This window comes from Paenibacillus sp. EZ-K15 (assembly GCF_002573715.1).
Lineage (GTDB): Bacteria > Bacillota > Bacilli > Paenibacillales > Paenibacillaceae > Paenibacillus_AQ.
Map to the genome: position 1 here is coordinate 148,651 of NZ_PDHM01000021.1, position 23,978 is coordinate 172,628.

23 protein-coding genes and 2 pseudogenes are annotated in these 23,978 nt (G+C 45.5%); 14 read left to right on the forward strand and 11 right to left on the reverse strand.

What is annotated here, in order from left to right; all coding sequences use genetic code 11:
* Positions 1-116 precede the first annotated feature (116 nt).
* The 4 genes from CRG97_RS24715 to CRG97_RS24730 all read left to right on the forward strand — a co-directional run bounded on the left by CRG97_RS24715 (position 117) and on the right by CRG97_RS24730 (position 2,926).
* Positions 117-845: a 2-phosphosulfolactate phosphatase gene (locus CRG97_RS24715; protein WP_098748356.1), complete on the forward strand. Its 729-nt coding sequence runs from the start codon at positions 117-119 to the stop codon at positions 843-845.
* Between the two features lie 88 nt (positions 846-933).
* A complete protein-coding gene (locus CRG97_RS24720; RefSeq protein WP_237566574.1) occupies positions 934-1,320 on the forward strand; it encodes a YhjD family protein in 387 nt (128 codons plus the stop codon).
* Complete coding sequence (locus CRG97_RS24725; RefSeq protein ID WP_237566575.1) at positions 1,317-2,585, forward strand: DNA polymerase IV; 1,269 nt, start codon at positions 1,317-1,319, stop codon at positions 2,583-2,585. The genes CRG97_RS24720 and CRG97_RS24725 overlap by 4 nt, the downstream gene beginning before the upstream one ends.
* Positions 2,582-2,926 (forward strand): YolD-like family protein, encoded by a 345-nt coding sequence (locus CRG97_RS24730; RefSeq protein ID WP_098748358.1) that lies wholly within the window; start codon positions 2,582-2,584, stop codon positions 2,924-2,926. The genes CRG97_RS24725 and CRG97_RS24730 overlap by 4 nt, the downstream gene beginning before the upstream one ends.
* 377 nt (positions 2,927-3,303) lie before the next feature.
* Here the strand turns inward: CRG97_RS24730 and CRG97_RS24735 are convergent, their stop codons facing one another.
* The gene (locus CRG97_RS24735; RefSeq protein WP_098748359.1) at positions 3,304-3,786 is read right to left on the reverse strand and encodes a hypothetical protein; all 483 of its coding nucleotides are present in this window, start codon (positions 3,784-3,786) and stop codon (positions 3,304-3,306) included.
* 410 nt (positions 3,787-4,196) lie between these two features.
* On the opposite strand from CRG97_RS24735, the gene CRG97_RS24740 reads away from it, so the two are divergent.
* From CRG97_RS24740 to CRG97_RS24765, 6 genes are all read left to right on the forward strand, one after another.
* Entirely contained in the window at positions 4,197-5,153 is a 957-nt protein-coding gene (locus CRG97_RS24740) for an ABC transporter permease (RefSeq protein ID WP_098748360.1), read from the forward strand.
* Between the two features lie 12 nt (positions 5,154-5,165).
* Complete coding sequence (locus tag CRG97_RS24745; protein WP_098748361.1) at positions 5,166-6,095, forward strand: carbohydrate ABC transporter permease; 930 nt, start codon at positions 5,166-5,168, stop codon at positions 6,093-6,095.
* 90 nt (positions 6,096-6,185) lie between these two features.
* Positions 6,186-7,682, forward strand: a complete 1,497-nt coding sequence (locus tag CRG97_RS24750) for an ABC transporter substrate-binding protein (RefSeq protein WP_098748362.1) — start codon at positions 6,186-6,188, stop codon at positions 7,680-7,682.
* A 137-nt stretch (positions 7,683-7,819) separates the two neighbouring features.
* Positions 7,820-9,583 (forward strand): sensor histidine kinase, encoded by a 1,764-nt coding sequence (locus tag CRG97_RS24755; protein ID WP_098748363.1) that lies wholly within the window; start codon positions 7,820-7,822, stop codon positions 9,581-9,583.
* Positions 9,558-10,319 carry a response regulator transcription factor gene (locus CRG97_RS24760; protein WP_098748364.1) on the forward strand — a complete coding sequence of 254 codons (762 nt, stop codon included), beginning with the start codon at positions 9,558-9,560 and terminating at the stop codon, positions 10,317-10,319. Before CRG97_RS24755 ends, CRG97_RS24760 begins: the two co-directional genes overlap by 26 nt.
* Before the next feature lie 30 nt (positions 10,320-10,349).
* Positions 10,350-11,873 carry an ABC transporter substrate-binding protein gene (locus CRG97_RS24765; RefSeq protein WP_098748365.1) on the forward strand — a complete coding sequence of 508 codons (1,524 nt, stop codon included), beginning with the start codon at positions 10,350-10,352 and terminating at the stop codon, positions 11,871-11,873.
* A gap of 169 nt (positions 11,874-12,042) precedes the next feature.
* Here the strand turns inward: CRG97_RS24765 and CRG97_RS24770 are convergent, their stop codons facing one another.
* From CRG97_RS24770 to CRG97_RS24790, 6 genes and pseudogenes are all read right to left on the reverse strand, one after another.
* The gene (locus CRG97_RS24770) at positions 12,043-12,474 is read right to left on the reverse strand and encodes a DnaJ family domain-containing protein (RefSeq protein WP_098748366.1); all 432 of its coding nucleotides are present in this window, start codon (positions 12,472-12,474) and stop codon (positions 12,043-12,045) included.
* Positions 12,475-12,552: 78 nt separating this feature from the next.
* Positions 12,553-12,630, reverse strand: a pseudogene (locus CRG97_RS34050) (YfzA family protein); the annotation flags it as partial.
* A 17-nt stretch (positions 12,631-12,647) separates the two neighbouring features.
* Positions 12,648-13,274 carry an ABC-2 transporter permease gene (locus CRG97_RS24775; RefSeq protein WP_098748367.1) on the reverse strand — a complete coding sequence of 209 codons (627 nt, stop codon included), beginning with the start codon at positions 13,272-13,274 and terminating at the stop codon, positions 12,648-12,650.
* Entirely contained in the window at positions 13,267-14,133 is an 867-nt protein-coding gene (locus CRG97_RS24780) for an ABC transporter ATP-binding protein (RefSeq protein WP_098748368.1), read from the reverse strand. Before CRG97_RS24780 ends, CRG97_RS24775 begins: the two co-directional genes overlap by 8 nt.
* Complete coding sequence (locus CRG97_RS24785; protein WP_098748668.1) at positions 14,130-14,513, reverse strand: GntR family transcriptional regulator; 384 nt, start codon at positions 14,511-14,513, stop codon at positions 14,130-14,132. Before CRG97_RS24785 ends, CRG97_RS24780 begins: the two co-directional genes overlap by 4 nt.
* A gap of 205 nt (positions 14,514-14,718) precedes the next feature.
* Positions 14,719-15,297 carry a hypothetical protein gene (locus CRG97_RS24790; protein ID WP_098748369.1) on the reverse strand — a complete coding sequence of 193 codons (579 nt, stop codon included), beginning with the start codon at positions 15,295-15,297 and terminating at the stop codon, positions 14,719-14,721.
* A gap of 97 nt (positions 15,298-15,394) precedes the next feature.
* Here CRG97_RS24790 and CRG97_RS34305 point away from each other — a divergent pair, with 97 nt between their 5' ends.
* The 4 genes from CRG97_RS34305 (at position 15,395) to CRG97_RS24815 (ending at position 19,893) form a co-directional block, all read left to right on the forward strand.
* Positions 15,395-15,448 (forward strand): hypothetical protein, encoded by a 54-nt coding sequence (locus tag CRG97_RS34305; protein WP_481856222.1) that lies wholly within the window; start codon positions 15,395-15,397, stop codon positions 15,446-15,448.
* Between the two features lie 130 nt (positions 15,449-15,578).
* Positions 15,579-16,043 carry a MarR family winged helix-turn-helix transcriptional regulator gene (locus CRG97_RS24800; protein WP_098748370.1) on the forward strand — a complete coding sequence of 155 codons (465 nt, stop codon included), beginning with the start codon at positions 15,579-15,581 and terminating at the stop codon, positions 16,041-16,043.
* A gap of 59 nt (positions 16,044-16,102) precedes the next feature.
* On the forward strand, positions 16,103-16,930 hold the full coding sequence (locus tag CRG97_RS24805; RefSeq protein WP_098748371.1) for an NmrA family NAD(P)-binding protein: 828 nt from the start codon (positions 16,103-16,105) through the stop codon (positions 16,928-16,930).
* Positions 16,931-18,282: 1,352 nt separating this feature from the next.
* Entirely contained in the window at positions 18,283-19,893 is a 1,611-nt protein-coding gene (locus CRG97_RS24815; RefSeq protein WP_098748372.1) for a GMC family oxidoreductase, read from the forward strand.
* Positions 19,894-20,557: 664 nt separating this feature from the next.
* On the opposite strand, the gene CRG97_RS24820 is transcribed toward CRG97_RS24815, so the two are convergent.
* The 4 genes and pseudogenes from CRG97_RS24820 to CRG97_RS24835 all read right to left on the reverse strand — a co-directional run.
* Entirely contained in the window at positions 20,558-21,040 is a 483-nt protein-coding gene (locus CRG97_RS24820) for a hypothetical protein (RefSeq protein WP_098748373.1), read from the reverse strand.
* Positions 21,037-21,834 (reverse strand): DUF3100 domain-containing protein, encoded by a 798-nt coding sequence (locus CRG97_RS24825; protein ID WP_098748374.1) that lies wholly within the window; start codon positions 21,832-21,834, stop codon positions 21,037-21,039. Before CRG97_RS24825 ends, CRG97_RS24820 begins: the two co-directional genes overlap by 4 nt.
* A 24-nt stretch (positions 21,835-21,858) precedes the next feature.
* Positions 21,859-23,121, reverse strand: a complete 1,263-nt coding sequence (locus tag CRG97_RS24830) for a M20/M25/M40 family metallo-hydrolase (RefSeq protein ID WP_098748375.1) — start codon at positions 23,119-23,121, stop codon at positions 21,859-21,861.
* A 460-nt stretch (positions 23,122-23,581) separates the two neighbouring features.
* Positions 23,582-23,926: pseudogene (locus CRG97_RS24835) on the reverse strand (sensor histidine kinase); the annotation flags it as partial.
* Between the last annotated feature and the right edge of the window lie 52 nt (positions 23,927-23,978).

The following is a 23,978-nucleotide window of genomic DNA, read 5'->3' on the forward strand; positions in this document are numbered from 1 at the left end:
ATTTAATATTCCTTCATTGCTGCCGAATCCTTGGAGGATTTGAGCACTCCTTGGATTTGGGCAAATATACTGTTACTAAAATAGCCCAAGTATGCCGGGTGAAAGGGGTTTGCTGCATGCCGATACAGATTATTCAAGGGCACCATCATACATTGGAAGCATCGCACATCAATGTTGTAATTGATGTTATAAGGGCTTTTACCGTAGCGCACTATGCCTTTATCCATGGGGTTCAGGGTATCATTCTGGCAGGAACTCTAGACGACGCCTTGCGTCTAAAGAAAATCGATCCTGACTTTTTATTAGCAGGAGAGATACAGGGTCTGCCGATTCCGGGGTTTGAACTGGACAATTCGCCTGTACGTTTACACAACTTGGATCTTCGGGAGAAATTTCTGATCCAGAAGACAACCAATGGGGTTACAGCAACCCTAAACGCATTGAGTACCGAGCACCTATTCGTTACCGGGTTCACCAATGCAAGAACAACAGCAGAGTTTATAAAGAGAAACTTATTAAAAGAAGACAACATGATGATTAATGTAATTGCTTCGCATCCGTCAGGGGATGATGATCTGGCCTGCGCACAATATATATCGGAGATTCTCCAAGACACTAACCGTATATCTGCCGAGGAAACCATTGAACGGATTCGAAAGTCAGAAGCGGCCGAGAAATTTTACGATAATGAAAAACCGGAATTTTTACAGGAGGATATTTCGTTTTGCATCCAAGAGCTCCCTTCCGATTTTGTAATGAAAGTAAATCTTAATAAAAACAATCCGTTGATTGAAAGGTTCCAGGTGGGGGCTTTAATCCCTCATCATGATGGGTACCGCTTGTGATCATTATCATAAGGGTATAATTTACATTGATAAAAGAACGAATGTTCGCATATAATACAAACAAACGTTCCCGTCAATGAGGTGGTTAATGATGTTGAGTATTGGGTTGAAACCAGATGAAACCCAACTGGTGAAGGATTATATTTTATTACCCCTTTTACTTGATGTGTTAGAGCATGATCGTTCGATCCTATGCAGAGCAGATTTAAAGACCCCCGAGCTAACGAATGCGATCATCGACCATTTGCAGGCAGCCGCATTATCCGATTTAGCTCAGGCTCGTAGAACCATGCGTGAATACGCCATTAAGGTTTACGAGGATCGAAAAACAAAGCTGGGCATTGAGGTTGAATTCGTCTGTAGAGGGTATCATCACAAGCTGTCCATACTATGGGGGCTAATTGAGGCGGAGATCGAGCAAAGATCGTACACCTACCTGGGGCTACAAATTGCAGATAAGGGGAGTCTGTTGTGAAATCATCTAACCGAGTCATCATGTTAGGGGATTGCCAGTCCTTTTACGCATCTGTTGAGAAAGCAGACCACCCAGAGTATAAAGGCCGCCCTTTGGTAGTTGCAGGGGATCCGGAAAGACGTTCAGGTATCGTGTTGGCTGCTTGTCCACTTGCTAAAGAAAAAGGAATAACGACGGCAGAGAGATTAGGGGAAGCACTGTCAAAGTGTCCGGATCTTGTCGTCATTAAACCTAGGATGCAGAAGTATATTGACGTTTCGATGCAAATCACGGAGATATATAAGAGCTATACCGATTTAGTTGAGCCTTACAGTATCGACGAGCAATTTTTAGACGTTACCGGTTCACTGCACCTATTCGGCACGCCCGATGAGTTAGCCACAACCATTCAGCGTCATGTTCTGGATGCTACGGGTGTTCACGCTCGCTTCGGCATCGGTGAAACCAAAATCCTTGCTAAAACCGCCTGTGACAACTACGCCAAGAAAAATCCGTCCGGCATCTACACGTTGTCCAAGGACTCGCTTGCGGATACCCTTTGGAAACTGCCCGTTAGCTGTATGTTTATGGCCGGCAGCAAGATGACCCGCCACTTTAACGTCATGGGGCTGCCCACGATCGGCAGCGTGGCTCAGACGCCTCTTGCTAAATTGAAGCAGATGATGCGCCGTAAATTCGGTAAAAATTCCGATATTTCAGCCGAGATGTACTGGCGAATTGCCAACGGAATCGATGATAGCCCGGTAAGACCCGGCACTCACCAGGTTGACCCTAAATCGGTTGGACACATGATGACCCTCCCTCGGGATTATACCAAGCTGGAAGAAATTAAGGTTGTGCTGCTTGAGCTAACCGAGTTGGTTTGCCAGCGATGCCGCGGTCTTGGTTTTATGGGGCATGTTGTGTCGGTCGGTTGTATGGGGGCAGACTTTGACCGCCCTACGGGATTTAGCCGACAGATGAAGATGGAGGATCCATCGAATATTACGAATCAGGTTTACCGCTGGGCATGCCGGCTGCTTGAAACGTATTGGGACGGCCTGCCGATTCGGCGGGTCGGTATTAGCTTGTCACAGTTTTCCCCGGATACGGAATACCAAATGTCATTGTTTGATACCGGACGGGAGCGGTCGATGGCACTTGAACGGGTGACCGATGCTCTCAAAAATAAATACGGGAATTCGGTTGTGATCCGAGCCGTATCCAAAACAGACGCAGGCCAAGCGCTGGATCGATCAGCCAAGATAGGAGGACACTATAAATGACAACACGAAAAAAGCTTGAGGGTAACGGGCTGTGGGAATCCAGTCGGATGATGCTGCCGGAACACAAAGAAACCATCATTCGCAGACAACTGGAAGAGGGCAGGAAAGACCGGCCAACGCTGGATTCGCAGGAAATGGAATTAATCGAGAGTGCGCTCGCCGAGTCATTTCATGAACACCGCATGATTACCGTGAGGCTGTTCGATGAATATGAGGACACGGAATTAACAGGGATTGTCGTGCTGATCCATACGTTTAGACGTGAGATCAAACTATCCATGGCAGAAGAAGAATCGCGTTGGATTAAAATTGATGATATTACTTCCGCAAGCATATTTTGAAAAAGAACGCTTGTCGGAATGTAAAACAAACCATTGTAGATAACTGCCCGTTAGCATAATGGGCTGCCGAGGTCGATTGAGACTAGAAAATCGTCTAATCGGTTATGAATATGAGTTCTTGTCCTCAGCTCGAGAGAAGAACTTAACATCGTTAAAATAAAAAAACGCCTACTTGGCGATAAAAAAGCGAACGATGATTTTCCTAAGGAAGATTCGTTCGCTTTTGTTTTGGGCTAGTATTTATTCGTAGGTATTTCCTGCGCAAAACTAACTGTTACTGCCAACACTAAAACCACCAATAAAGATCGTTTTTTCAATTTACCCCCTCCCCTTTTCTATATCACACACCTTTTATACAAAAATAAGGAAATGATGCTTTAATCCTCATATTTCACATTCTTATTATATTCAACTTTCTTATATGTTGGAGAAGAGGGGTTCATATCAATAATCACTGTTTTTAATTGCAATTTATATTTACCGTTTTTGAAATCAACATTATACGTTACAGGTGGAAGTTCACCATTTGCCGTTTCTTCTACTTTCACAGAGACTTTAATACTTCTAGGGTCGGTGTCATCTACTGAAGTAATCTCGAAATCTTTTACGTGATTGTGAGTGTTATTTAGGATTGTTCTTTCCAGTGCAGTTTTTTCATCTTTATATATGTGATTATCAGAGATTTTTATTGCATCTTCAAAATTACCAGTTTGTAAATCACTAAAATATCTTTCTACGACAGCAACTGCCTCGGTCTTTGGATTCTCGGGCAGTTTTAATGCATTATTTGCACTTGCATAACTTAAAGCAGATGCTATAATGCCGACTGCAATAAAACTAACTATAAATTTTGATCTCATGTTTTCCCATCTCCTTAGCCTTATTCTAGGTTCTCATATATATAAACATCCATATGTACTAAAAGTTGGTTTTTTTAGTGAGTTGCTCACCTTTATTTACCCGATCGGGTCATAAATTCGAGTTCGAAGGTCTGCTCCGTGGGGAAATCTTCCTAGGCTAAAGCTTATTACTGCTTCTGGGCTCATGGTAGCAGCTCTTCTTCTAACAGCAAGAGGGGAGCCTGTCGCAAGATCTAAGATCTTTTGGGACAGCCTCATTTTCTTTTGCCTATACCCCATAAAATCATTCGAATCTAACGTTTGTTGACTATAGTATCAAGTTTGTTATCTGGAAGCAGCGAATCTTCCTCTTATACAATGAAACTACTAGGTGCACGACAAGCGAGATATCACCGTAAGGAGTGACAGACATGAGCTCTACAACCGAATCAAAAGATAAACGAAAGCGTTTACGAATACGCTGGCACAAGCAGGATACGGAACTTACCCTCTTGGCGTTGCCGACCACGATTTGGTACATCCTGTTTAGTTTCTTACCGATGTTCGGGATCATTATCGCCTTCAAAAATTTCAAGATTAGCGGCGGCTTCTTGAGCAATGTGTTTAACAGTCCATGGGTCGGCCTCAAAAACTTCGAATTTTTATTCAAATCAAATGACGCTTGGATCATTATTCGCAACACCATTGGATACAACATTGTGTTTATCGTACTGGGGATTGTTCTGCCCGTTCTATTCGCGATTATGATCGGACTCCTCCACAGCCGCAAAGCGAGCAAAGTCTATCAGACGATGATGTTCCTCCCCTATTTCCTATCCTGGGTAGTCGTATCTGCGGTAGGCTGGGCATTCTTAAGCTTCGATAAAGGGATTGTCAATCAAATGCTCGTCAGTATGGGCAGCGATCCGATTAACTGGTATATGGAGCCGAAATATTGGCCATTGTTCTTGATTCTCTTGAATGTCTGGAAGGGCCTGGGCTATGGCATGGTCATTTATTTGGCAACCATCACGAGCATTGACAGCACCTATTATGAAGCAGCTGTTATTGATGGCGCTTCGATTTGGCAGCAGACGAGATTTATTACACTGCCCATGCTCAAGCTGGTGATCGTCATGATGTTCATACTGGCCGTCGGGCGGATATTTTACACTGATTTCGGCTTGTTCTATCAGGTCACGCGAGATTCCAATTCGCTGTTCAACGTGGCAACCACCATCGATGTCATGGTGTATAAGCAACTGAAAACCGCCACCGTAGGGATGGCATCCGCAGCCGCATTCGTACAGTCTGTTCTGGGATGCGCAACGATTCTGATCGCTAACTGGATTGTTCGCAGAATCGATCCGGATAGCGCGATGATGTAAGGAGGCAAGACGATGACACCGAAAACCACTTACGAGACAGGCCTTGAGAAGTTTAACCGTACAAACAAAGCCGTCAACCTGTTCTTCAACCTGATATTTATCATCTTGGCTCTGCTCTGCGTCATACCTGTAGTTGTTGTTCTGTCCATTTCCTTCTCCAGTGAGGAGTCCATCCGTGAGACCGGATATCATCTGCTGCCGGTTGCTCTGTCGGCTGAGGCTTACGTCTATATCGTCAAGCAGGGAACGATGATTCTGCGAGCGCTCGGCGTATCCGCCCTCGTTACCGTGGTCGGTACCGTGCTCGGCGTATTGCTTACCGCCTCCATGGGTTATGTGCTCTCTCGCCCAAACTACAAGCTGAGGGGCTTTCTGACCTGGGTGGTATTCATCCCCATGGTATTCAATGGCGGCTTGGTGTCCAGCTACTTCATTAATACCAATTTATTAGGACTCAAGGATAGCATCTGGGCACTAATACTGCCGCTAGCCGTTTCATCGTTCAACGTAATTATATGTAAAACCTTCTTCAAGAGCACGATTCCCGATGGGCTGATCGAATCTGCTGAAATCGATGGTGCCAGCCAGCTGCGAATCTTCTTCTCCATCATCCTGCCGATCTCGCTGCCGGTCATCGCAACCATCGGCCTGTTTCTCTGCTTTGCTTACTGGAATGACTGGTTCCAATCGATGCTCTATATCGACAACCAGAACCTGTATTCCCTGCAAGCGCTGCTCAACAGCTTAATGAGTAATGTAGACGCACTCGCGAAGAATGCAGCAAGTATGGGCGTGAGCTACGCCATGCTCGTTGCCACGATGCCGAAGGAATCAGCCCGTATGGCTGTCGCCATTCTCATCGTGCTGCCTGTAGCATTTGCCTACCCTTTCTTCCAGAAGTATTTTATTTCCGGATTGACGGTCGGCGCCGTGAAAGGCTAATGACGAAATAAGCCAAGAAAAAACTTGGTTTATGATAGATCACACTGTACAACTCTTAAGCGATTTAACTTCAATGAGGGGGAATTTGGAATGAAGAGAGCTCTTAAGTTCATCTCTACACTGTGCGTACTGGCACTCATGTTGACCGCTTTAGCAGCCTGCGGCGGCTCGAAGTCTCCAGCTACAACGGATGGATCCAAGGCGACAACCGACACGCCGAAGGACAACACCGAAACAAGCAAGGATATTCCGACGTTGACCTGGTGGACCATCGGCGGCCAAGTGCCGAACAATTTCAGCAAAGCGGTTGATGCCATGAATGCCTACACGGCCGAGAAGATTGGCGTGAAGGTCGACATCAAGGTAGCCAGCTGGGGAGAATGGGATACCAAAATGAACACCATCGTGAATACCGGCGAGCCCTTCGACATCATGTTCACGAACAGCGGTAAATACAGCAAGCAAGTAGCGATGGGCGCATTTGCCGATATTACGGATCTGGTTCAGAGCGAAACGCCCGACTTGTACAAACTGATTCCCGAAAAGGTATGGGAGGGCACAAAAATCGGCGGCAAATATTATTCCGTTCCGACGTACAAGGATTCAGCGCTAACGCAATACTGGGTATTCGATGATAAGTATGTGCAAAAGTACAGCATCGACATGAATAATATCAAAACGCTGCAGGATCTGGATAAACCTCTCCATGACATGAAGGCTGGCGAAGGCAAAAGCTTCTATCCGCTGCCAATGACGCAAGGTGAAGGCTTGAACGGTTTCTTTAACGAATATGACGATTTAACGCTAGGCTTCCCTCCTATCGGCGTAAAAGCGGACGATGCAGCACGCACGGTCGTCTCTGTTCTCGAGCAGCCTGATGTCATGGCTAATCTGAAGCTCCTGCACCAATGGTATCAGGATGGCATCATCAACCCGGATGCTCCGACGAAAACGGAGAACGACAAAGGCAGACCGTTCTTTGCAGCCCAGGCATTCCCGGGAGCCGAGGTCAGCTGGCAAATCAATGACGCCGTTGAAAAGTATAATATGGTTCAGCATTATGGGCCTATTTATACCACCAGTACGATCCAAGGCTCGCTCAATGCGATTTCGGCAAATTCGAAATATCAGAAGGAAGCTTTGAAATATCTTGAATTAGTGAACACGGATCCTAAACTTCGCAATATGCTGGCATTCGGCGAGATAGGCGTAGACTACAACAATGTTGATGGCGAAAAGGTGATTGAGCGTACATCCGATACTTGGCCGCTGGCTGCCTACACACAAGGCACATTCTTTAATTTGGCGGTGACCAAAGGCGCTCCTGAAGATCAATGGGAACAGGTTAAAAAGCTGAACGATGCAGCGACCTCTTCTACGATCTTAGGCTTTGCGCTGGACATCACCGATCTTCAGACCGAAGTAGCGAATTGCCAAGCGGTATGGGATAAATACAAATATGAGCTGATCACGGGCGCATCCGATCCGGAGAAAATGGTGCCGAAGATTACGGCTGAATTAAAGTCAGCCGGCATGGATACGATTATGCAAGCTGCCCAAGAGCAAATCAACAATTACTTCAAGTAAGATTACATTCAACGCATCCCTTAATGAGGCTCTCTTAAGGGGTGCTTTTTCCTTACGATCTATGAAGCTAGGCGTTAATCGTGTTAAATTGAGATATAGCAACTTGTTTCAACGACCTGCTGCAATCGAGGTGTCATATGGGCTCTTTTTTGCAAATCAAAATTTATCGTCACAAGTTTATTGCCTATGTCATCTTCGTCGTGGCCATCGGGATCACGCTTGGTACGCTGACCTGTGCCATGCTGCTGAATCAATGGGTTGGCAACTCCCGGATCGAGGCGGCTAATGCCTTCTCGCGTATAGAGAATGAGCTGCAGTATGATGCCGACCGCATTGAGGCTTACATGCAGCGTATTTACTCCAATACAGGTCTGATGGATGATGCGCGCAGCTTTTTAAGCAGCAGTGCTGAGGGATACTTAACCAGCAGGCTGCAGAACAGCCAATTCTCACAGCCGCTGGTTTCTTTTCCGGAGGATGTGAAGACCTATCTGTACAGCTGGGCGCAGGGTGAAATCACGCAGATAAGCACGCATACCGACAAGTACGGCAATGTCGTCCGTTTTAATGATAACGGAATTGCAAGCTTTACCTTCGGGCTTCCGAATACGGATGAAACTTTTCGCGACACCCTGATGAAGGGATTCGTATATCGCAAGAAACTGTCGGATCCCACGTCAGGTCCCCAGGAATTCGGTGAGCTGCGCTTCTTGGTCAGCAGTGAGCAAATCTTTAAATCCGTTCAAAGCTTCCGATTGGGTAATGCGGCTGCAGTTAGTCCTTCCGGTGAAATATATCTGATCGGTAACGGACAGGACCAGGACCTGGAAGAACTATCCCGACTAGCAGCGGCGAATGGACGCAGTCACGGCATTATTTCTAAAGGTGTTCTGAAGCATATCTTTTTTGTCTCCTTTCCATCCACCAAGTTTAATTTCAAATTCGTCAGCATCATCGATTTATCCATGCTCATCCGTCAGCATGCCGGGATGCTGATCACCATCTTTCTGATCGTATTGACGGCCATGATTAGTGTGCTTCTACTCATTGCCTACAATATGCGGGATGATGCCCTCTTCCTGCGCCGCATCATTCAATCGATTGGACGTGTGAAGATGGCCAATTTTACACCTAACCGCCCTGCCCGCTACCGTCGGAATGAATACGGCATGATCGCCCGGGAATTGGACGATATGATTCAGCAGCTGGATAAGCATATCCGGAATGAATATCTGTTAAAGATCAAACAGCAGGAAACCGAAATGAAAGCGCTTCAACACCAAATTAACCCTCATTTTTTATACAATACGTTAGAGGTTATCCGCTCCACGGCTCTTGTCAATCAGGACCGGGACACCGCTGACGCCATTGCAACGCTGGGGACGCTCTATCGTGAAATCGTCAAAAAAGAAAATATCATCTCGATTGCCAGCGAGCTGGAATTGCTGCAGAAGTACTTGGAGATTATGGAGTTTAAGTATCCCGAGCGCTTTTATTATCAAGTCAATGTAGAGCCGGCGCTGCTCCTCATCCCTACCGTGAAATTCTGGATGCAGCCTTTGGCTGAGAATTTTTTCATCCATGGCTTTAACGCGAATCATGAGTTTAATTTGTATGTCGTTAATGGCTTTGAAGCCGAAGACTGTTATGTACTGGAATTCGTGGACAACGGACGCGGTATTCCTCCGGAGCGTTTACATACCGTTCGAAGCACACTGTCTAATCATGATGAACCTTCTTCCAATAGTATCGGGCTGCGCAACGTATATACGCGCCTTCACTTTTTCTACGGGAACGGCTTTTCGATCGAGATTGCGAATAATGAGGAAGCTGGAGTCAACATTTCCGTGCGGATTTCAAAAGAGGTGATTGAACATGTACAAACTGATGATTGTGGATGACGAACCTCAGATTCTGGAGGGAATGAAGCGAATCCTGGATTGGAAACAATACGGATTTGGTCGGATCGAAACCTGCGAATCCACGGAGGAGGCCATGTCCAAAACGGTCGACCTGCTGCCGGATGTCGCCATATTCGATGTTTGCATTGGCAAGGAGCTTGGATATGAAGCGATCCGCAGGCTGAACGAATTTCAAATTTCTACGAAATATATCATTATGAGCGGCTATAGTGAATTTACATATGCCCAGGAAGCCATTCGCTGTGGCGTCAAAGACTATCTGCTCAAGCCTATAGAACGCACCAAGCTGCAGCAAGTGATTGAGAAGATCATCGTTGAGGATCTGGGCGGTTCGATAGGTAACAGGAATAGCGAAAGCCTGAACAAGGACCCGGTATTAGGTGTAAGCTATGACAGCTTATCCAAGCTGGTCAACCGTATCCTGCTGATGATCAGGACAGAGTATACTCAGAATATAACCTTGAAATCCGTAGCGGAGCGTTTTCAGATGAACAGCACTTATCTTGGACAACTATTTCTTAAAGAAACCGCCATGAAGTTTTCCGAATACCTCATGGCTTACCGAATGCTTCTTGCACAAGAACGAATTCAATCGACAGATGAGAAGATTTCCTACATCGCATTTTCCGTCGGCTACAACAATCTCAACTATTTCTATACGCACTTTCACAGCTTTTTCGGAAAATCTCCTTCTGAACTGCGGGGAAAAGGTTAACAACAAACGCGGCGAAAAAGGAGGATACCGATGTTAAAACACCCAAGAAGGCCCAAACGCCTCTTCATGATCATCAGTCTCATATTGCTGCTCACATTATCTACAACCGGCTGCTTCCGGCAGCCCGGATACAACGACGAAACCTATGATGGGGACACGGTAAATCTAATCTATTATACGATCGGAGAGCCTGACAAGGATCTGAAGCTCGTCAATGATAAAATCAATGAAATCATGGCTCGTAAAATCGGTGTGACGATCACCTATGTCAAGGTAAGCTGGCAGGAATATGAAGATCGGCTGAACACGCTGATATCCGCCGGAAGTCCATTTGACATTGCTTTTGCACCCGATTATGCAACCACCGCTATGCGGGGCGCCTGGCTGAAGCTGGATGACTATCTTGCCGGCCTGGGTAAGGATATGTACGACACGATCGACCCCACCTTTTGGCAAGGGGTTCGTTTGAACGATGGCAGCATTTACGGTGTGCCGACCAATAAAGAGTTAGCCGTGCTTGATCAGTGGATGTACCCCGCTTCCATCGTGAGTAAGTACAATATCGATATTACCAAGTACAATACGCTGGAGTCGCTTGAACCGCTGCTTCGGATGATTCATCGGGAAGAGCCGACATACATCCCTATGGAATTGGATCGGGACTCCCACAATTTCTTCGCTCTCCATGGATACGAATATATTATGAACCATAAATTGCCCTTGATGATCAAATCACTGGACCCGAGTGCTCAGGTGGTGAATATCTTCGAAACCAAGGAAGCGCGGCAGGTACTGGATACGTTGCGGCGTTATTACAAGGAAGGTTTCATTAATGAGGATGCCGCGCTGCGAGAGCCTGGAGGACTTAAACGCGGGGCCAAGGTGTTCTGGAAGTCCTCAGGCGGAGGTCCGCTCTCGGAGACAACTTGGAGCAAGGATCGCGGCTACAAGATTGTAGCGAATCCCGTAACCCCAAGCACCGTCACAACGGAATCCGTCCGGGGCGGCATCATGACCGTGAATGCCAATACCAAGCATCCGGTGGAATGCATTAAATTTCTGAATTTGCTCAATACGGACCCGGAAATCCGAAACTTATTTAACTATGGGATTGAAGGCGTGCACTATACACTGGATGAACAAGAGCAAGTCGTTCTAACCACGGACAAGGACAGCGATGGCAACCCGATTCCGGATGCGCCTGCAAGCCGCTATTCAGGAGTACAGTACACGCAGGGGAATTGGTTTATCCTGAAAACCATGGGCGGCGATAACCCGGACCCCCTCGACAAATGGGATCAATTCCGCAAATATAACGCTGGCGTCGTCAAGTCCAACGTGCTCGGCTTTACACCCGATCTATCCAAGCTGACCGTCCAAACCGATAACATCGAGATGGTCTGGCATAAATATTATCCGAGCCTCATGACAGGCTCCGTCGATGTGGATACGATCCTCCCCAAGTTTAACGAGGAGCTGAAGCAAGCAGGCATGGACGACGTACGGCAGGAAGTGCAGAAGCAGCTGGATGCTTGGCGGGGTGAAATGAAGTGAGTATTGACAGCTTTTGCTTCCCACGGTCAGATCCACCTAGGCCCTCACATCGAGACATGGACCCTATTCAAAAGAGACCCTGAAGCGGATAGCTTCAAGGTCTTTTTCGCCGTTTGTTATCTTAGTCCCCTGAACGGTAACGAGGAAGAAGCACATTCGAGGTGATCAGCTATTCCCATTTATCGTAGGCTGCATGCAAATTGACTTCGGACAGGAGTCCTTTTTGCAGCTGTGGATTCGGAACCATTCGATTGTATTTTATAATCTTTTGATTAATGGCCTCGAACTCTGTCTCCGGAATCGCAGTCGACTCCGGGCGCTCCAAGAGCCGCTTGATGTCGGCCGCGATTTCTTTTCTCAGCTCCACCCAAGCTGGCTGGTAATTCGCGTTCTTCATGATCCCGGTTAGAACATCCCCGTCTTCGATCTTAATCGGCTTTCCCTTTAACGGTGAGTCGTCAAAGCCGCCTTCTCTGGCAAATTTGTCGATGGCCGATTCCAGAAGCCCGCTGCTGGTCGACATGGAGCGTCGTTCCTTTTCTTCACTTTGATCTTCTTCGGCAGCAGAAGCTGATTCTTTTGGGTCATCGTTCAAATCCATTCAGTCACCTCCATTTACAATTCATATGAAGCTCGTAGTCATTCTTTCGGCAAAAGAAAGGCTATTCCTCTTTTGAATTCATTTTCTAGAAACCAGGTCTTTTACTGCACCTATTAACGCTACTGGGAGTAATGTAATGGCAAGAATGGCAGTGAATAAGTTGTATGAGACTCTTACAAGTCTTTTCTAGTAAATAGGCTTATCGTTAAGAAATAGGAAGCGATGAATACGACTACGATACCAATTAGAATAAGAAGCAATGTTTGATCGCTAAGGACGCCTTTCTCGCTCACCATATTCATTAGCACCGCTGCAGGTTGTGCCAGGATAATTAAGGAGACCATGAATACTGCATTGATAATTCCGGCTCCTTTTTTACTAAGTGCGTAAAAAAGAGGCATATAGATAGAAATTAGAACAAGCAGCATTCCTACTGAAACCAATATGGACAATACCGTATAGTCTGGCTTTTCAAGCTGTGGGAATGAAAGATTAATGAGCCGGTGAATCCCGTAAGAAGCAATGACTCCAAACAAAGTATACATGATGGCTGTTATGTATTTGGCTTGCACAATATGTTTGCGACTAATCGGCAGCGTGACCAGAAATTTATGGTTATGGTTTTTGATATCGATCATCGTAGCTAGAATAATGGAGCCGAAAGCCGTATAGATTCCTACAAAATAAATAGACATTTCACTTTTGGGTATAAAAGCGAAACTGAATACAGCGAGATAAAGAAGAATCGTCCAAAGTGAGCTTTTTAAAGCGATGAAGTCTTTACGAAGCAAATTAAGCATGAACTCGTCCTCCCTTGGCAGTGAAATACATGATGTCTTCTAAGGATGGTTTTTCTAAAATAGCATTATTGCCGAACAGCTGCTCGGCCTTGCGTCTATTATCTACTAAACCCTCAAAACCAAGCGCCGTCTCACGAATCCCGATAAATTCCTTTCGAATATCCGAATCAATCAGTTGTAAGTCGCCCTTCACGATCGCGTATCTCTCAAGCACATCATCTTTCGCTTCATTGAATACGAGTTTTCCGTCATTGACGAAAGTAATGTAGTCAGCAATGCGGTCCAAATCCGTCGTAATATGTGTCGAGAAGATAATCGTATTTTTTTCGTCCTGCATCATATCCGCAAGCAGATCGAGCATTTCCCTTCTGAACACAGGATCGAGTCCAGAAGTCGGCTCATCCATGACCAGGAGTTCTGCCTCATGGGATAAGGCAATGGCAAGGGAGAGTTTAATCTTCATTCCCTTAGATAAATCTTCAACCTTCTTCTTAGGAGACAATTCGAATTGTTCGAGGTAGCGGTTAAATTTCTTTTCATTCCAATGGCTGTAAAAAGGTGCGATCATTCTCTTCGTATCACGAATCGTAAGATGCTCATAATAGAAGCAATCATCCGAGACGATGCCGATGCGCTGTTTAATGTCGACTTCATGTTTAGGCATATCCAGGCCGAGTATTTTTACACTGCCGGAATCGGGACGGATCATGCCGAGCATCATCTTGATTAAGGTGCTTTTACCAACACCATTCGGACCAATGAGTCCAGTAATGTAGCCTTGTTTCACATCCAGAGATACATGATCGACTTTGAAAAGAGGGTATGTTTTTGTTAAATTTCGTAATTCGATTGCATTCATGGCGTTTGTTCCTCCTCGAACAGTAAAGTCAGATGATCGATTACATCTTGTTGGCTCATGTTTAATTCCTTGCTTTCTCGAATGATATTCATCATTTTCTCTTCTAATCTCTTCATCAGCTGCTCCCTGATGAAATCTTTATTTGCCCCTGATACGAAACAACCCTTACCTACGACCGAGTCGATTAGTTTTTCGTTCTCCAATTCTTCATAGGCACGCTTAGTCGTAATAACACTAACCTGCAAATCCTTAGCAAGCTGCCTTATAGAAGGGAGACTGTCACCTGCGCGCATTTCTCCACTCAGAATACTCTGTCTAATCTGGTTCATAATCTGTATGTAAATCGGATCGCTCGATGCGTTGGATAATATGATTTTTATGCCGCTCACCTCACTGCTGTTAATTAAGTGCATAGTGTGTATATATAATATATACACTATTCTCTCTTGTGTCAATTCATCCATCTGGGCAGTCATTCTTGTCCACTTCGATTAAAAATAAAAAAGCCGCGGGTTACGCGACTTTGTATGGGTGTATGTTCTTGTCTCCGACAGGGCCATCTTATGGCATACTCAACTTCATTTATTACTGGAGTGCCGATGCATCCCGAATCAAATAGGCTGCTGCTTCAGTTGAAATATGCTTACCCGTTTGGGCGCGGACTTGATTTATAAATGCTGTGATATTCCCTTTTACGGCCTTCGTAGCAAGGCTGTTCGCAATACCATGATTGTCAATCCATCCCTGTTCAGCAAATCGATATACAAGCTCTTCCAGACTGTTGAAACTAGTGACGATTTTGAAATTCACCTCTTGAACGGATTCGTTACCAGCCAAGTCGGCTGCCCGTATCGTCAGCGTATGCTCGCCAAGAGGTAGACCGAATAATGGAAGGACTGAATCAGGATTTACTTGCTCACCATCCAGAGTTATCGCAATACGATCGGAATCTGCGCCTGACCATTCGTCCTGAACTTCAAAGGCTAGCTCCAAATCATCCGCACTGCTGATTTCTTCGGGAATGTCCGATTTCCAGTCGATTACGGGTCCCTCTTGATCCACATGCAACCGGATCGTTCGCGGGATTTCCTCATTGCCGGCTTTGTCGACGGATCGATAAGTAAGCACGTGACGACCGTTATCAAGCACTTGCAATATACTCATTAAAATCTTCCTGGCTCCATCGAGGAGTCTGTCGGGCAAATCGCTAAAATCTGCGGATACGCCACGCTAAACGCACTTTCATCGCAATTTCAAAAAATTGACGGGCATGACTCCCGGAGCGTACAGGAAACAGGCTGTTTCCAATCGTTAAAGCACGCCAACAAGCACTTGCGATCATCGTAAGTGTTTGTTACATACTGGAACGAACGGATTAGGGAATTTCGTCGATTGACAATTGCCCCAGTTAGAATTACATTGAATATAGTTAAGTACTTAACTATATGGAAGGCGTGATCACTTTGAATGACCTGCAACAATACGTGCTGGATTTGCCGCTGCCTACCCTTGCTTTCTTCACGCTGGTGGAAACAACGGCAAAACTGGTCGACGTGTCCGAAAGCTACTGGAAAGCGCAAGGGCTTAACGGAGCCAGAATACGGATTCTAGTTGAGCTTATGAAAGAGGGAGGTACGATGCTTCCTTCCAAGCTGGCACAAAAAATCGGTGTAACCAAACCCAATATCAGTCTGCTGCTTACCCCCTTGGAACATGAAGGCTTGATCCGCCGGGATCACCATCCCCGGGACGGTCGAAAGTCGGTCATCACCATTACAAGCGAAGGTCAGCGTCTATTGATCCACAACCTGCCCGCAAACAGGCAGCGGATATCCGAAAAAATGAATGTGCTGAGTGAACCTGAATTAAAGCAGCTTCTGGGCCTTCTGCAAAAATTAAAGGAAGCGTAACGGTGTTCTTACGCCAATCTAGTTAAGCACTTAACTAAATAAGGAAAGGATGACATTCGATGTCTACCATTATTACTGGAGCGAGCGGCCGGCTCGGCCGGCTCATTATCAAAGAGCTTCTACACCATGTTCAGCCTAATCAAATCGTTGCTTGCGTTCGTCAGATGGACTCTGCAGCAGCATTGGAGGAGCAGGGAATTGCGGTCCGCTTCTGCGACTACGACGAACCTGCCTCCCTGAAGGAGGCATTCGCCGGCGCTTCGCGCCTGTTGTTCATTTCTAGCCCCCACCCCGATGATACCGTTCGTTTGCGGCAGCATGCCCATGTGGTTGAAGCCGCAAAAAAAGCGAACGTCGGCCATTTTTTATACACCGGTTTCGCCTTTCCTGAACATAGCGACATTTCAATGACCCATTTGCATTTGGCTACCGAGCATGCCATTCGCACAACCGGAATTCCTTATACTTTTCTTCGCAGTGGTTTGTACATGGACTTTATTGAAGCACTGGATTTGAATACAGTCATGTCAACAGGGAATCTTCGCATCCCTCCAGGATCGTGGAAATTCAACGTTGTTACGCGCTACGATCTGGCGGTCGCTATAGCGGGGGGCATATCCGGTGAGGGCCATTGGAATAAGACTTATGAGCTTGTTGCGCCAGCCGCTTGGAGTTTCAATGAGTTGGTCTCCACTCTTTCAGAGCTAACGGGCAAACCGATATCCCTATGTCCCACCAACGAGGTGCAGCATTGGATATTTAGCTTTTTAAGAAAAATCGATACGGCTTCAACTTCTGGCGACCTGGAGAATTTATTGGGCCGTCCGGTAACAACGTTGAAAGAAAGCCTCAAATCTTATATCGGGACAGAGGTTAGATCTAACTGATGATAAAATCGAGACGAAAGATGATTCGAGTGTTATACGTTAAAACCACTTTACGGAATGTCCCTTCTGTAAAGTGGTTTGGACGTTAGTGAACGTTTTCCTTTACAGCGGCATACCGTGAAACTGGCTAAGCTTCATCGGAAACGCGGTCTATCTATTATTCATGCTCTTCGTCTGGGATAGGAGCAGCAAGGACTACAACACCCACCTTCCGATATTTATTTTCTATTTTCATAAAAGAAGACCTCCTCTACGAAATCAAAGTAGGCGCATAGTACCCCATGTACAGCACGGCAGGATCTTATCCCAGTTAAGTGTTCCCATGAGACAGTCCGTGCGTTTTATATGTCCCCTCTTACTCTTGATATGAACCTCCCCAGATTAGAACCCATTATCTTCGATGCATTCGATTATTTCTATTTAAAAGGGTCATGGGTCTCTTCCCATTAGCCTGTAAACACATCAACCTTGATCATAAATTCCTGATCGGATTGTTTGACCTCTCCCAATAAGTATCCGTCTTCTGAAAAACCGGAGATAAGCTTCATTCCATACACCTCCTGATAGTGATGTGCAATGCTATTGCTTACAATACCGCAGCTAACTTACATCAAGCTGTCGCCAATCTTAAACTTCAGGAATGGGGCTGCTATTGCATTAATCATCGCTCAGAACATCGTTACATGCGGAATTTTCATTGCACCTGCCCTACCCTACAGCGTCAGTCTGCCAAGTTGCTGATGCCGATAAACATATCAACAAACATTAAGTCAGCTATGAATAAATTTCTTGCCTTAAATAAAGGTGAGTTTATTCCACTGCTCCAGTCGCGCCGATTCGAAGGTCGACCTCTACTTGAAAACGAGATCGGGAGAGTTCTTCGCCCCAGTTATCCTAAGCTGCCTTGTATAAAGGATAGTGATATGCTCTTGCATACAGACCGAATCCTCCGGGTCAATTTGGTGATGCTGAAATTTAGGGCAATTGATCAACTCGCCAAGTACCTTGAAAGCCAGAAATAATTGCACTGATAAAAGGACTAAGTAAAACAACGGCGACCAAGACTTTTACAAGCATTATTTGTAGCATTGCCGTCTTATCAGCATGTCGATCCTCTTGGTCAAATTTGCATAGCTGATTCACCGTAAATGGTACTGTTTCATTCCTCCTCGAAACCTGCAAAATCCTGCATGAGAATCGTCATCTTCTTAATTTCCTAGAAGGATTTTTATACGCTGGATCTCCATTTCATTTACTATTAGCCCTTCACCATCGGACCGATACAGTATTAGTCACATTTGTCAGAACAAATTAATATTCTGAACTAGTTCATTTCTAAAAGGAGTGCGTTAATGAAAAGAAAATCAACTTATGATTACATTGTGGTAGGCACAGGCCCGGCAGGAGCCGTTATCGCAAAGTCACTCACTGATGACATGCGAACTTCCGTGCTTGTATTAGAATCCGGTGGAAATCATGACAAAGACAAACCGATCAAAGATTCAACCTTTGCACTTGAGCTTGAAGAAAATTTCTTTCCGAATTACTTCTGGCAGGGAGAAGGCATTCCCCAAGAAGAACTTGACGGACGCGCATTCGAATGGACGACGGGGCGACTCTCGGGTGGCGGTTCCTCAATCAACGGAGAGCAGTATGTACGACCGACAGCTGCCGTGCTCCTAAAGTGGGAACGACTGCTTGGACCTCAATGGTCACCTGAAAAAGCCACGCAACGATTCAAAGCATTGGAGAATTATAACGGTGAAACCACAAATATCAATGCGCATGGGTATCGAGGAAGAATTAACATCAGGCAAGCACCCGAAACTCCGACACCGATGGCTCACAAGCTGACAACTGCAATCGAGCGGGCAACAGGTTATCCTATTATTCTTGACTACAATGATCCGGATACTCCCATGGGACCGTTCACCCGTTGGCAATTATACCAACAACCTGATGGTCGTAGGGAAAGCTCATCCACAGCCTTCCTGTCTCCTGATATTATGACGACAACAGGTCGGGGAGTTCATAACCGAAAATTAACTGTAATGTTTCGGACAACGGTTCTCCGTATTCTCTTCTCCGGTAAACGTGCCATTGGCGTTGAATATTTGAAGGATGGCAAATGCATCCGTGCGTATTCCCGTAAAAAAGTTATTATATCGGCAGGGATAAATAGCCCTCAGTTGTTAATGTTGTCTGGAATTGGATCCGCTAAAATGTTGAAAAAGGCTGGAATCCCTGTCATCTTCGATAACCCAAACGTTGGGCAAAGGTTAAAAAACCATACGCTAAATTCCGCTGTATTTGCTACCAATTCAGAAGATCGTCCCCTCCCTACCCTAGATCCAAATGCACTTTATACGGGAGGAGCTTTCTTGCCAGATCCATCTGGTATCGATCCGGATGAACGGGCAGTTCAACTCATTGGCATCGGATCTGAAGAAGAATTGACAATAGCGATTTTGTACTTGCGGCCAAAGAGCAATGGGACGATTCGCATACAAAGCAAAGATCCGCTAAATATCGTATTGGCAGACGAAGGATTTCTCTCGAATCCAGACGACATGGAGGCTGTAAAAAGAATTTATCGAACGTATATCAGAGATATTGCCTTAGAGTTGGAACAGAATGATTCTTCATATCAGCTCCTATCCCCAACATTCGATGTGATTGATGATGATGACAGGCTTGAAGAATTTATTAAGGAAAATTTCGATCACAATCACCATCAGCAAGGCTTTCTGCGTATGGCTCCTTTATCGAAAGGAGGAGTCGTTGACCGTAGAGGAAATGTGCATGGGGTTCAAGATTTGGTCGTTGCAGATGCGTCCATAGTTCCATTTACAGTCGATGGAAACACCTCTTCTGCTGCATATCTTATCGGCTATACCATAGCGAAGCAATTAGGTAAACGCAAAAAAAATCAACGAGGTTGGAAGGAAGTGGGGGATGAATAAAAGCAAGCTCTTTCGCAACCAACTTCACCCATGAGTGCCCCTCCTTTTCAACGTTATGATTCAAATTATTCAAAATTTTATAAAGTTGACACGGCGAATTGTTATTTAGACACACCGGAAAACAAAGACCCTCTAGCCGAATATAGCGGGGGTTCTGTTAAAAATTTGTATCAATTGGTGGTGATTGATGCCCCTAGGAGAAAGACATCGCTCGATAAACAGTATCATACAATTAAGCTTCAAGGTTAGTCTGATGCTTTCAGTTACACTTGGAAACAAGGTGTCGATAACACAATGCAAAGAAGCCCTGCAGAATAATACTGCAGGGCTTCTTTGCACATCCCCAATCAGAACCATGTGAAAGTGAAGATGTGCCACTGTGTTGAAAGGATTACATTCTTCATCTTCCCAGCCAAAAATCATCTTGTATTCCCTAGAATCAGAAATTGTTAACTCTCCTTAAATCTTGTAATTTAAAACTCAACTGAAATGTGATAGTTATATTTTAATGTGACTTATTAGTTTTTTTAAGAACTATTAAGTATAGATGGGTAATCTCCCCATTGGTCTGCAGCACTTCAACATTGAATAAATATGATATAAAAACAAATAGAAACCCGCCAGTCAACAAGGACAGGCGGGTTTCTAAAGAAATAGCATTCATTTACTTATTGGATAAATAGAGGCCGAGCTCTGATAGCAGTGCACTTCCAACGTACGTTCCCGTGAACACGAAAACCGCAACGATCGCGACACGCCACGATGTTTTGCGAAGATCAACCAGCCTGTCGGCAACGGAAATGCCGGCAAACGCCAAAATCGGGGTCGTAATGGATAAGAAGTTGACGTTGGAAATGGCTTCCACGAACACATCCGAAATCAGGCAGCAAATAAGCGAAACGATCGATACCCAGCCGAGAACCGGGAAGTCCTGCAAGAATTTCACCGGAGTCTTTTTCATGAGTAACGAGATCAGAACGCCAATGAATGAAAAAAGCCACAGCACGGCCAAGCCGGCAATCGTCCCTAACGTAATATGGCCTTCGCCGTTTTTAATGAACTTCATTTGCTCCGTAAATAAAATAAGACCAACGCTAAGCAGCAGGACGAGGGCGTATTTTGCGTATTTATTCAAACCGGTGCTCATTTCTTATCACCTCTGACCATTAATTTGTACATAAACCGCTGCAGCGGGACCGCGAGAAATACCATCGTATACGTTCCGAGGAAGCTGGTAAGCAGCTGGCTCGCAGCAGCGTATCCATTAATGGTCTCTGTCATCTCAGGAGAATGCGCAACTAGCGCGGAAGAAGAGCCTGTCATCATACTGGCGGAGCCGACGCCAGAGGACATGGCCAATGCTTCGATCGAGAAGCCGGCGGCAAGCATGACTGGCGCAAGAATGCTGAAGAACAGCGTGCCGAATAAGGTACCTATAATATAGAGGGACAGCACCCCACGGCCTTCGTCGGAGTCGAGGGTATATTTCTCGGATATGTAGGCGAGTTCCCCTTCCCTCCCGAGTCCAAGCGTAGCGCCGATAGCTTCCCTTCTCAGACCGAGCAGAATAGCGATTGGAAGACCGAGCAGTATCGTACCCAAGTTGCCGATTTCCTGAATAATGAACACCCAGCCTACTTTTAATATTTCTTCAATTCGGGGAGCGACATCAGCGCCGTATCTCGCCATGAGCGGCAGCATAATGAAGATCAGATACTTGCTGGAGAAACCGACATTCTCCTTACTGTAAATTTTCCTCATAAAACCTTTCCGGAATATCGACAAGCCGAGCACCATCGTGATCACAATGGCGAATACGAGCGGGAGCAGGCTTATTTTCACGGAGCCAACCTGGATCGACTGAATGCCGATAAATTCGGCAACCGCTATTACAACGAGCACGAATGCAAGCAAATAGAGATACTGTAGTTTTAACTTCATGCCATGGTGTCCTCTTTTCTGTTCTTAGTTGGAGCTAACTATCGACGCAAGGAGCTTCTCATATTCGGCGAATGTACGGCGGTACAGCTTCGATCGGTCGATACGTCCGCTCATTCGCTCCAGCACCTGGGTTAAAAATCTCGGAAACACTTCATAGATAAACTCGGGATCGATATCCTTGAAATCGTCCCCGTGGATCGTTCCTGTAAAGCCGCTGTAGCCGATTTGAATGCAAGGCATCATGAAGGCTAGATCGCCAATGTCGCCTGCCGCGCTGATGGCGTTGTTGTTCCAAATATCGGCAATCTCCTTGTTATCCTGGAATGCCTCCAGTACGAATTCGGACAAATACCGGTCCTGAACGAACGGCAAATATCCCATCTGTGTCTTAATCTCAACCTCGCCTTGAAGTGCCAGCGCGCTACCTCTGGCGGCATCGTCCATCTTGGAGGCCGCTTCCTTCATGTAATCGACCGACTGGGTGCGCAGATCGCTGCCCACCGTAATCCGATTGGGAATGACGTTTGTCGACATGTCGGAATCCAGGACGATCGGATTCATGCGAACCTTCTCACTGTCCTTCATTTGCTGCCTGCTGAGCCCTAACGCCACATTGAACAGGGTCGACATGCTGTAAGCATTTTTAGCTGAGAAAGGATCAAAACCCGCATGGGTTGCTTTTCCGGTGAACGTATAATGCTTATATAGGAATCCAGCCAGGTCACAGTTGATTTCTGTCGTGCGCTCTGCAAACTCTCCACCCATGGCGTGTACGCATAGCCCAATGTCGATATCGTCGAACACGCCGAGTTTCATCGCTTCAGGTTTCCCTCCGTAATAGGAGATCTTACCGCTGGCGAGCAGCTCATCCCTATAGGCGAGATCCAAATACTCCTCAGCGGGAATGAAAATAAACGTTAAACTATAATCAAGGGCTTCGTACGCCTTTGATTCAAAATAATGTTTGTATAAAGCCAGTGCGATCGCCACCTGCGTATAATGACCGCAATTGTGTGCCGCTCCCGTCTCCTTATCTGATCGCCAATGAGTCGGAGCGTATACGGCGTCCAACTCCGCAATAAAAGCGATATTCAGCGGCTTGCCGCTGCCGAGGGTTGTCCTAAGCCCGGTTGTGCTGAATGATTGCAGCTCGATATCCGGATTTACCTTCTTCAAAAAATCGGTCACAGTTGTATTGGTCTTAAATTCTTTGTAGCCAAGTTCGGGGTTATCGAATATGGTTCGTCCAACACCTGCAATTTCTTCGTACTGTTCTTTAAAGCTCATAGCTGCCTCCTTCTTGATGAAAATAATTCTTATGTTAGTTTAGTTTTCTTTAATGTGTCAATAAAAATCACGTTATATTTTTTTCCTATAAAAGTGATCATGATTTGATATAACTCGGTCTTCCCGCTGCCATTATTAAGACGGCCTACAGCTTAACGCCTATTTTCTACCATTATAATAAAATTACACCTATTTTTTCTGTAAAGCGCCAAAAATATCCGGTTTTCTCTCTTATGTAAGAAAAGAGAACATAATACGTTAAAAATCCGGACTCTTATTCATATTCTTTTTCCTCATTAATAAACGACGAAGATATACTCCCCCTGACGACAATATGAACTGAATATGAACAGACAAAAAATGCTGCGGCGTCACATACAAAGAAGCTCTGCATGAGAGCCGCAGCATAGAGACATAACAGTAACGTTAAAATGATCCGATCGATGCCCCATGAATCTGACTAATCCGTTGGCCTAATGATTGGCAAGGTGACAATGAAAGACGTTCCTTGACCAAGTTCACTTTCCACTCGGATATCGCCTTGATGAAGCGATACGATCTGTTTAACAATGGCAAGTCCCATACCGCTCCACTCATATTTACGACTGTGGGAACGATCAGTTTTAAAGAAACGCTCGAATATACGCTTCTGATCCTCAAGGGAAATACCTATGCCCGTGTCGGATATTCGGACTGTCACGTGTTTCATATCATGATTGATGCTGACGTTAATCACGCCGCCATCCTTTGAAAATTTGATGCTATTGCCAATGATGTTCGTCCATACCTGGTTTAATTGATCGTGAGTCGACTGCCAGCATTTTTGTTTAGATGAGAATCTATCGGCATTGGCTGTC

Coding starts and splice junctions, on each gene's coding strand:
- CRG97_RS24715 (WP_098748356.1), top strand. CDS start 117: ATGCCGATACAGATTATTCAAGGGCACCATCATACATTGGAAGCATCG.
- CRG97_RS24720 (WP_237566574.1), top strand. CDS start 934: ATGATGTTGAGTATTGGGTTGAAACCAGATGAAACCCAACTGGTGAAG.
- CRG97_RS24730 (WP_098748358.1), top strand. CDS start 2,582: ATGACAACACGAAAAAAGCTTGAGGGTAACGGGCTGTGGGAATCCAGT.
- CRG97_RS24735 (WP_098748359.1), bottom strand. CDS start 3,786: ATGAGATCAAAATTTATAGTTAGTTTTATTGCAGTCGGCATTATAGCA.
- CRG97_RS24740 (WP_098748360.1), top strand. CDS start 4,197: ATGAGCTCTACAACCGAATCAAAAGATAAACGAAAGCGTTTACGAATA.
- CRG97_RS24745 (WP_098748361.1), top strand. CDS start 5,166: ATGACACCGAAAACCACTTACGAGACAGGCCTTGAGAAGTTTAACCGT.
- CRG97_RS24750 (WP_098748362.1), top strand. CDS start 6,186: ATGAAGAGAGCTCTTAAGTTCATCTCTACACTGTGCGTACTGGCACTC.
- CRG97_RS24755 (WP_098748363.1), top strand. CDS start 7,820: ATGGGCTCTTTTTTGCAAATCAAAATTTATCGTCACAAGTTTATTGCC.
- CRG97_RS24760 (WP_098748364.1), top strand. CDS start 9,558: ATGTACAAACTGATGATTGTGGATGACGAACCTCAGATTCTGGAGGGA.
- CRG97_RS24765 (WP_098748365.1), top strand. CDS start 10,350: ATGTTAAAACACCCAAGAAGGCCCAAACGCCTCTTCATGATCATCAGT.
- CRG97_RS24770 (WP_098748366.1), bottom strand. CDS start 12,474: ATGGATTTGAACGATGACCCAAAAGAATCAGCTTCTGCTGCCGAAGAA.
- CRG97_RS24775 (WP_098748367.1), bottom strand. CDS start 13,274: ATGCTTAATTTGCTTCGTAAAGACTTCATCGCTTTAAAAAGCTCACTT.
- CRG97_RS24780 (WP_098748368.1), bottom strand. CDS start 14,133: ATGAATGCAATCGAATTACGAAATTTAACAAAAACATACCCTCTTTTC.
- CRG97_RS24790 (WP_098748369.1), bottom strand. CDS start 15,297: ATGAGTATATTGCAAGTGCTTGATAACGGTCGTCACGTGCTTACTTAT.
- CRG97_RS24800 (WP_098748370.1), top strand. CDS start 15,579: ATGGAAGGCGTGATCACTTTGAATGACCTGCAACAATACGTGCTGGAT.
- CRG97_RS24805 (WP_098748371.1), top strand. CDS start 16,103: ATGTCTACCATTATTACTGGAGCGAGCGGCCGGCTCGGCCGGCTCATT.
- CRG97_RS24815 (WP_098748372.1), top strand. CDS start 18,283: ATGAAAAGAAAATCAACTTATGATTACATTGTGGTAGGCACAGGCCCG.
- CRG97_RS24820 (WP_098748373.1), bottom strand. CDS start 21,040: ATGAGCACCGGTTTGAATAAATACGCAAAATACGCCCTCGTCCTGCTG.
- CRG97_RS24825 (WP_098748374.1), bottom strand. CDS start 21,834: ATGAAGTTAAAACTACAGTATCTCTATTTGCTTGCATTCGTGCTCGTT.
- CRG97_RS24830 (WP_098748375.1), bottom strand. CDS start 23,121: ATGAGCTTTAAAGAACAGTACGAAGAAATTGCAGGTGTTGGACGAACC.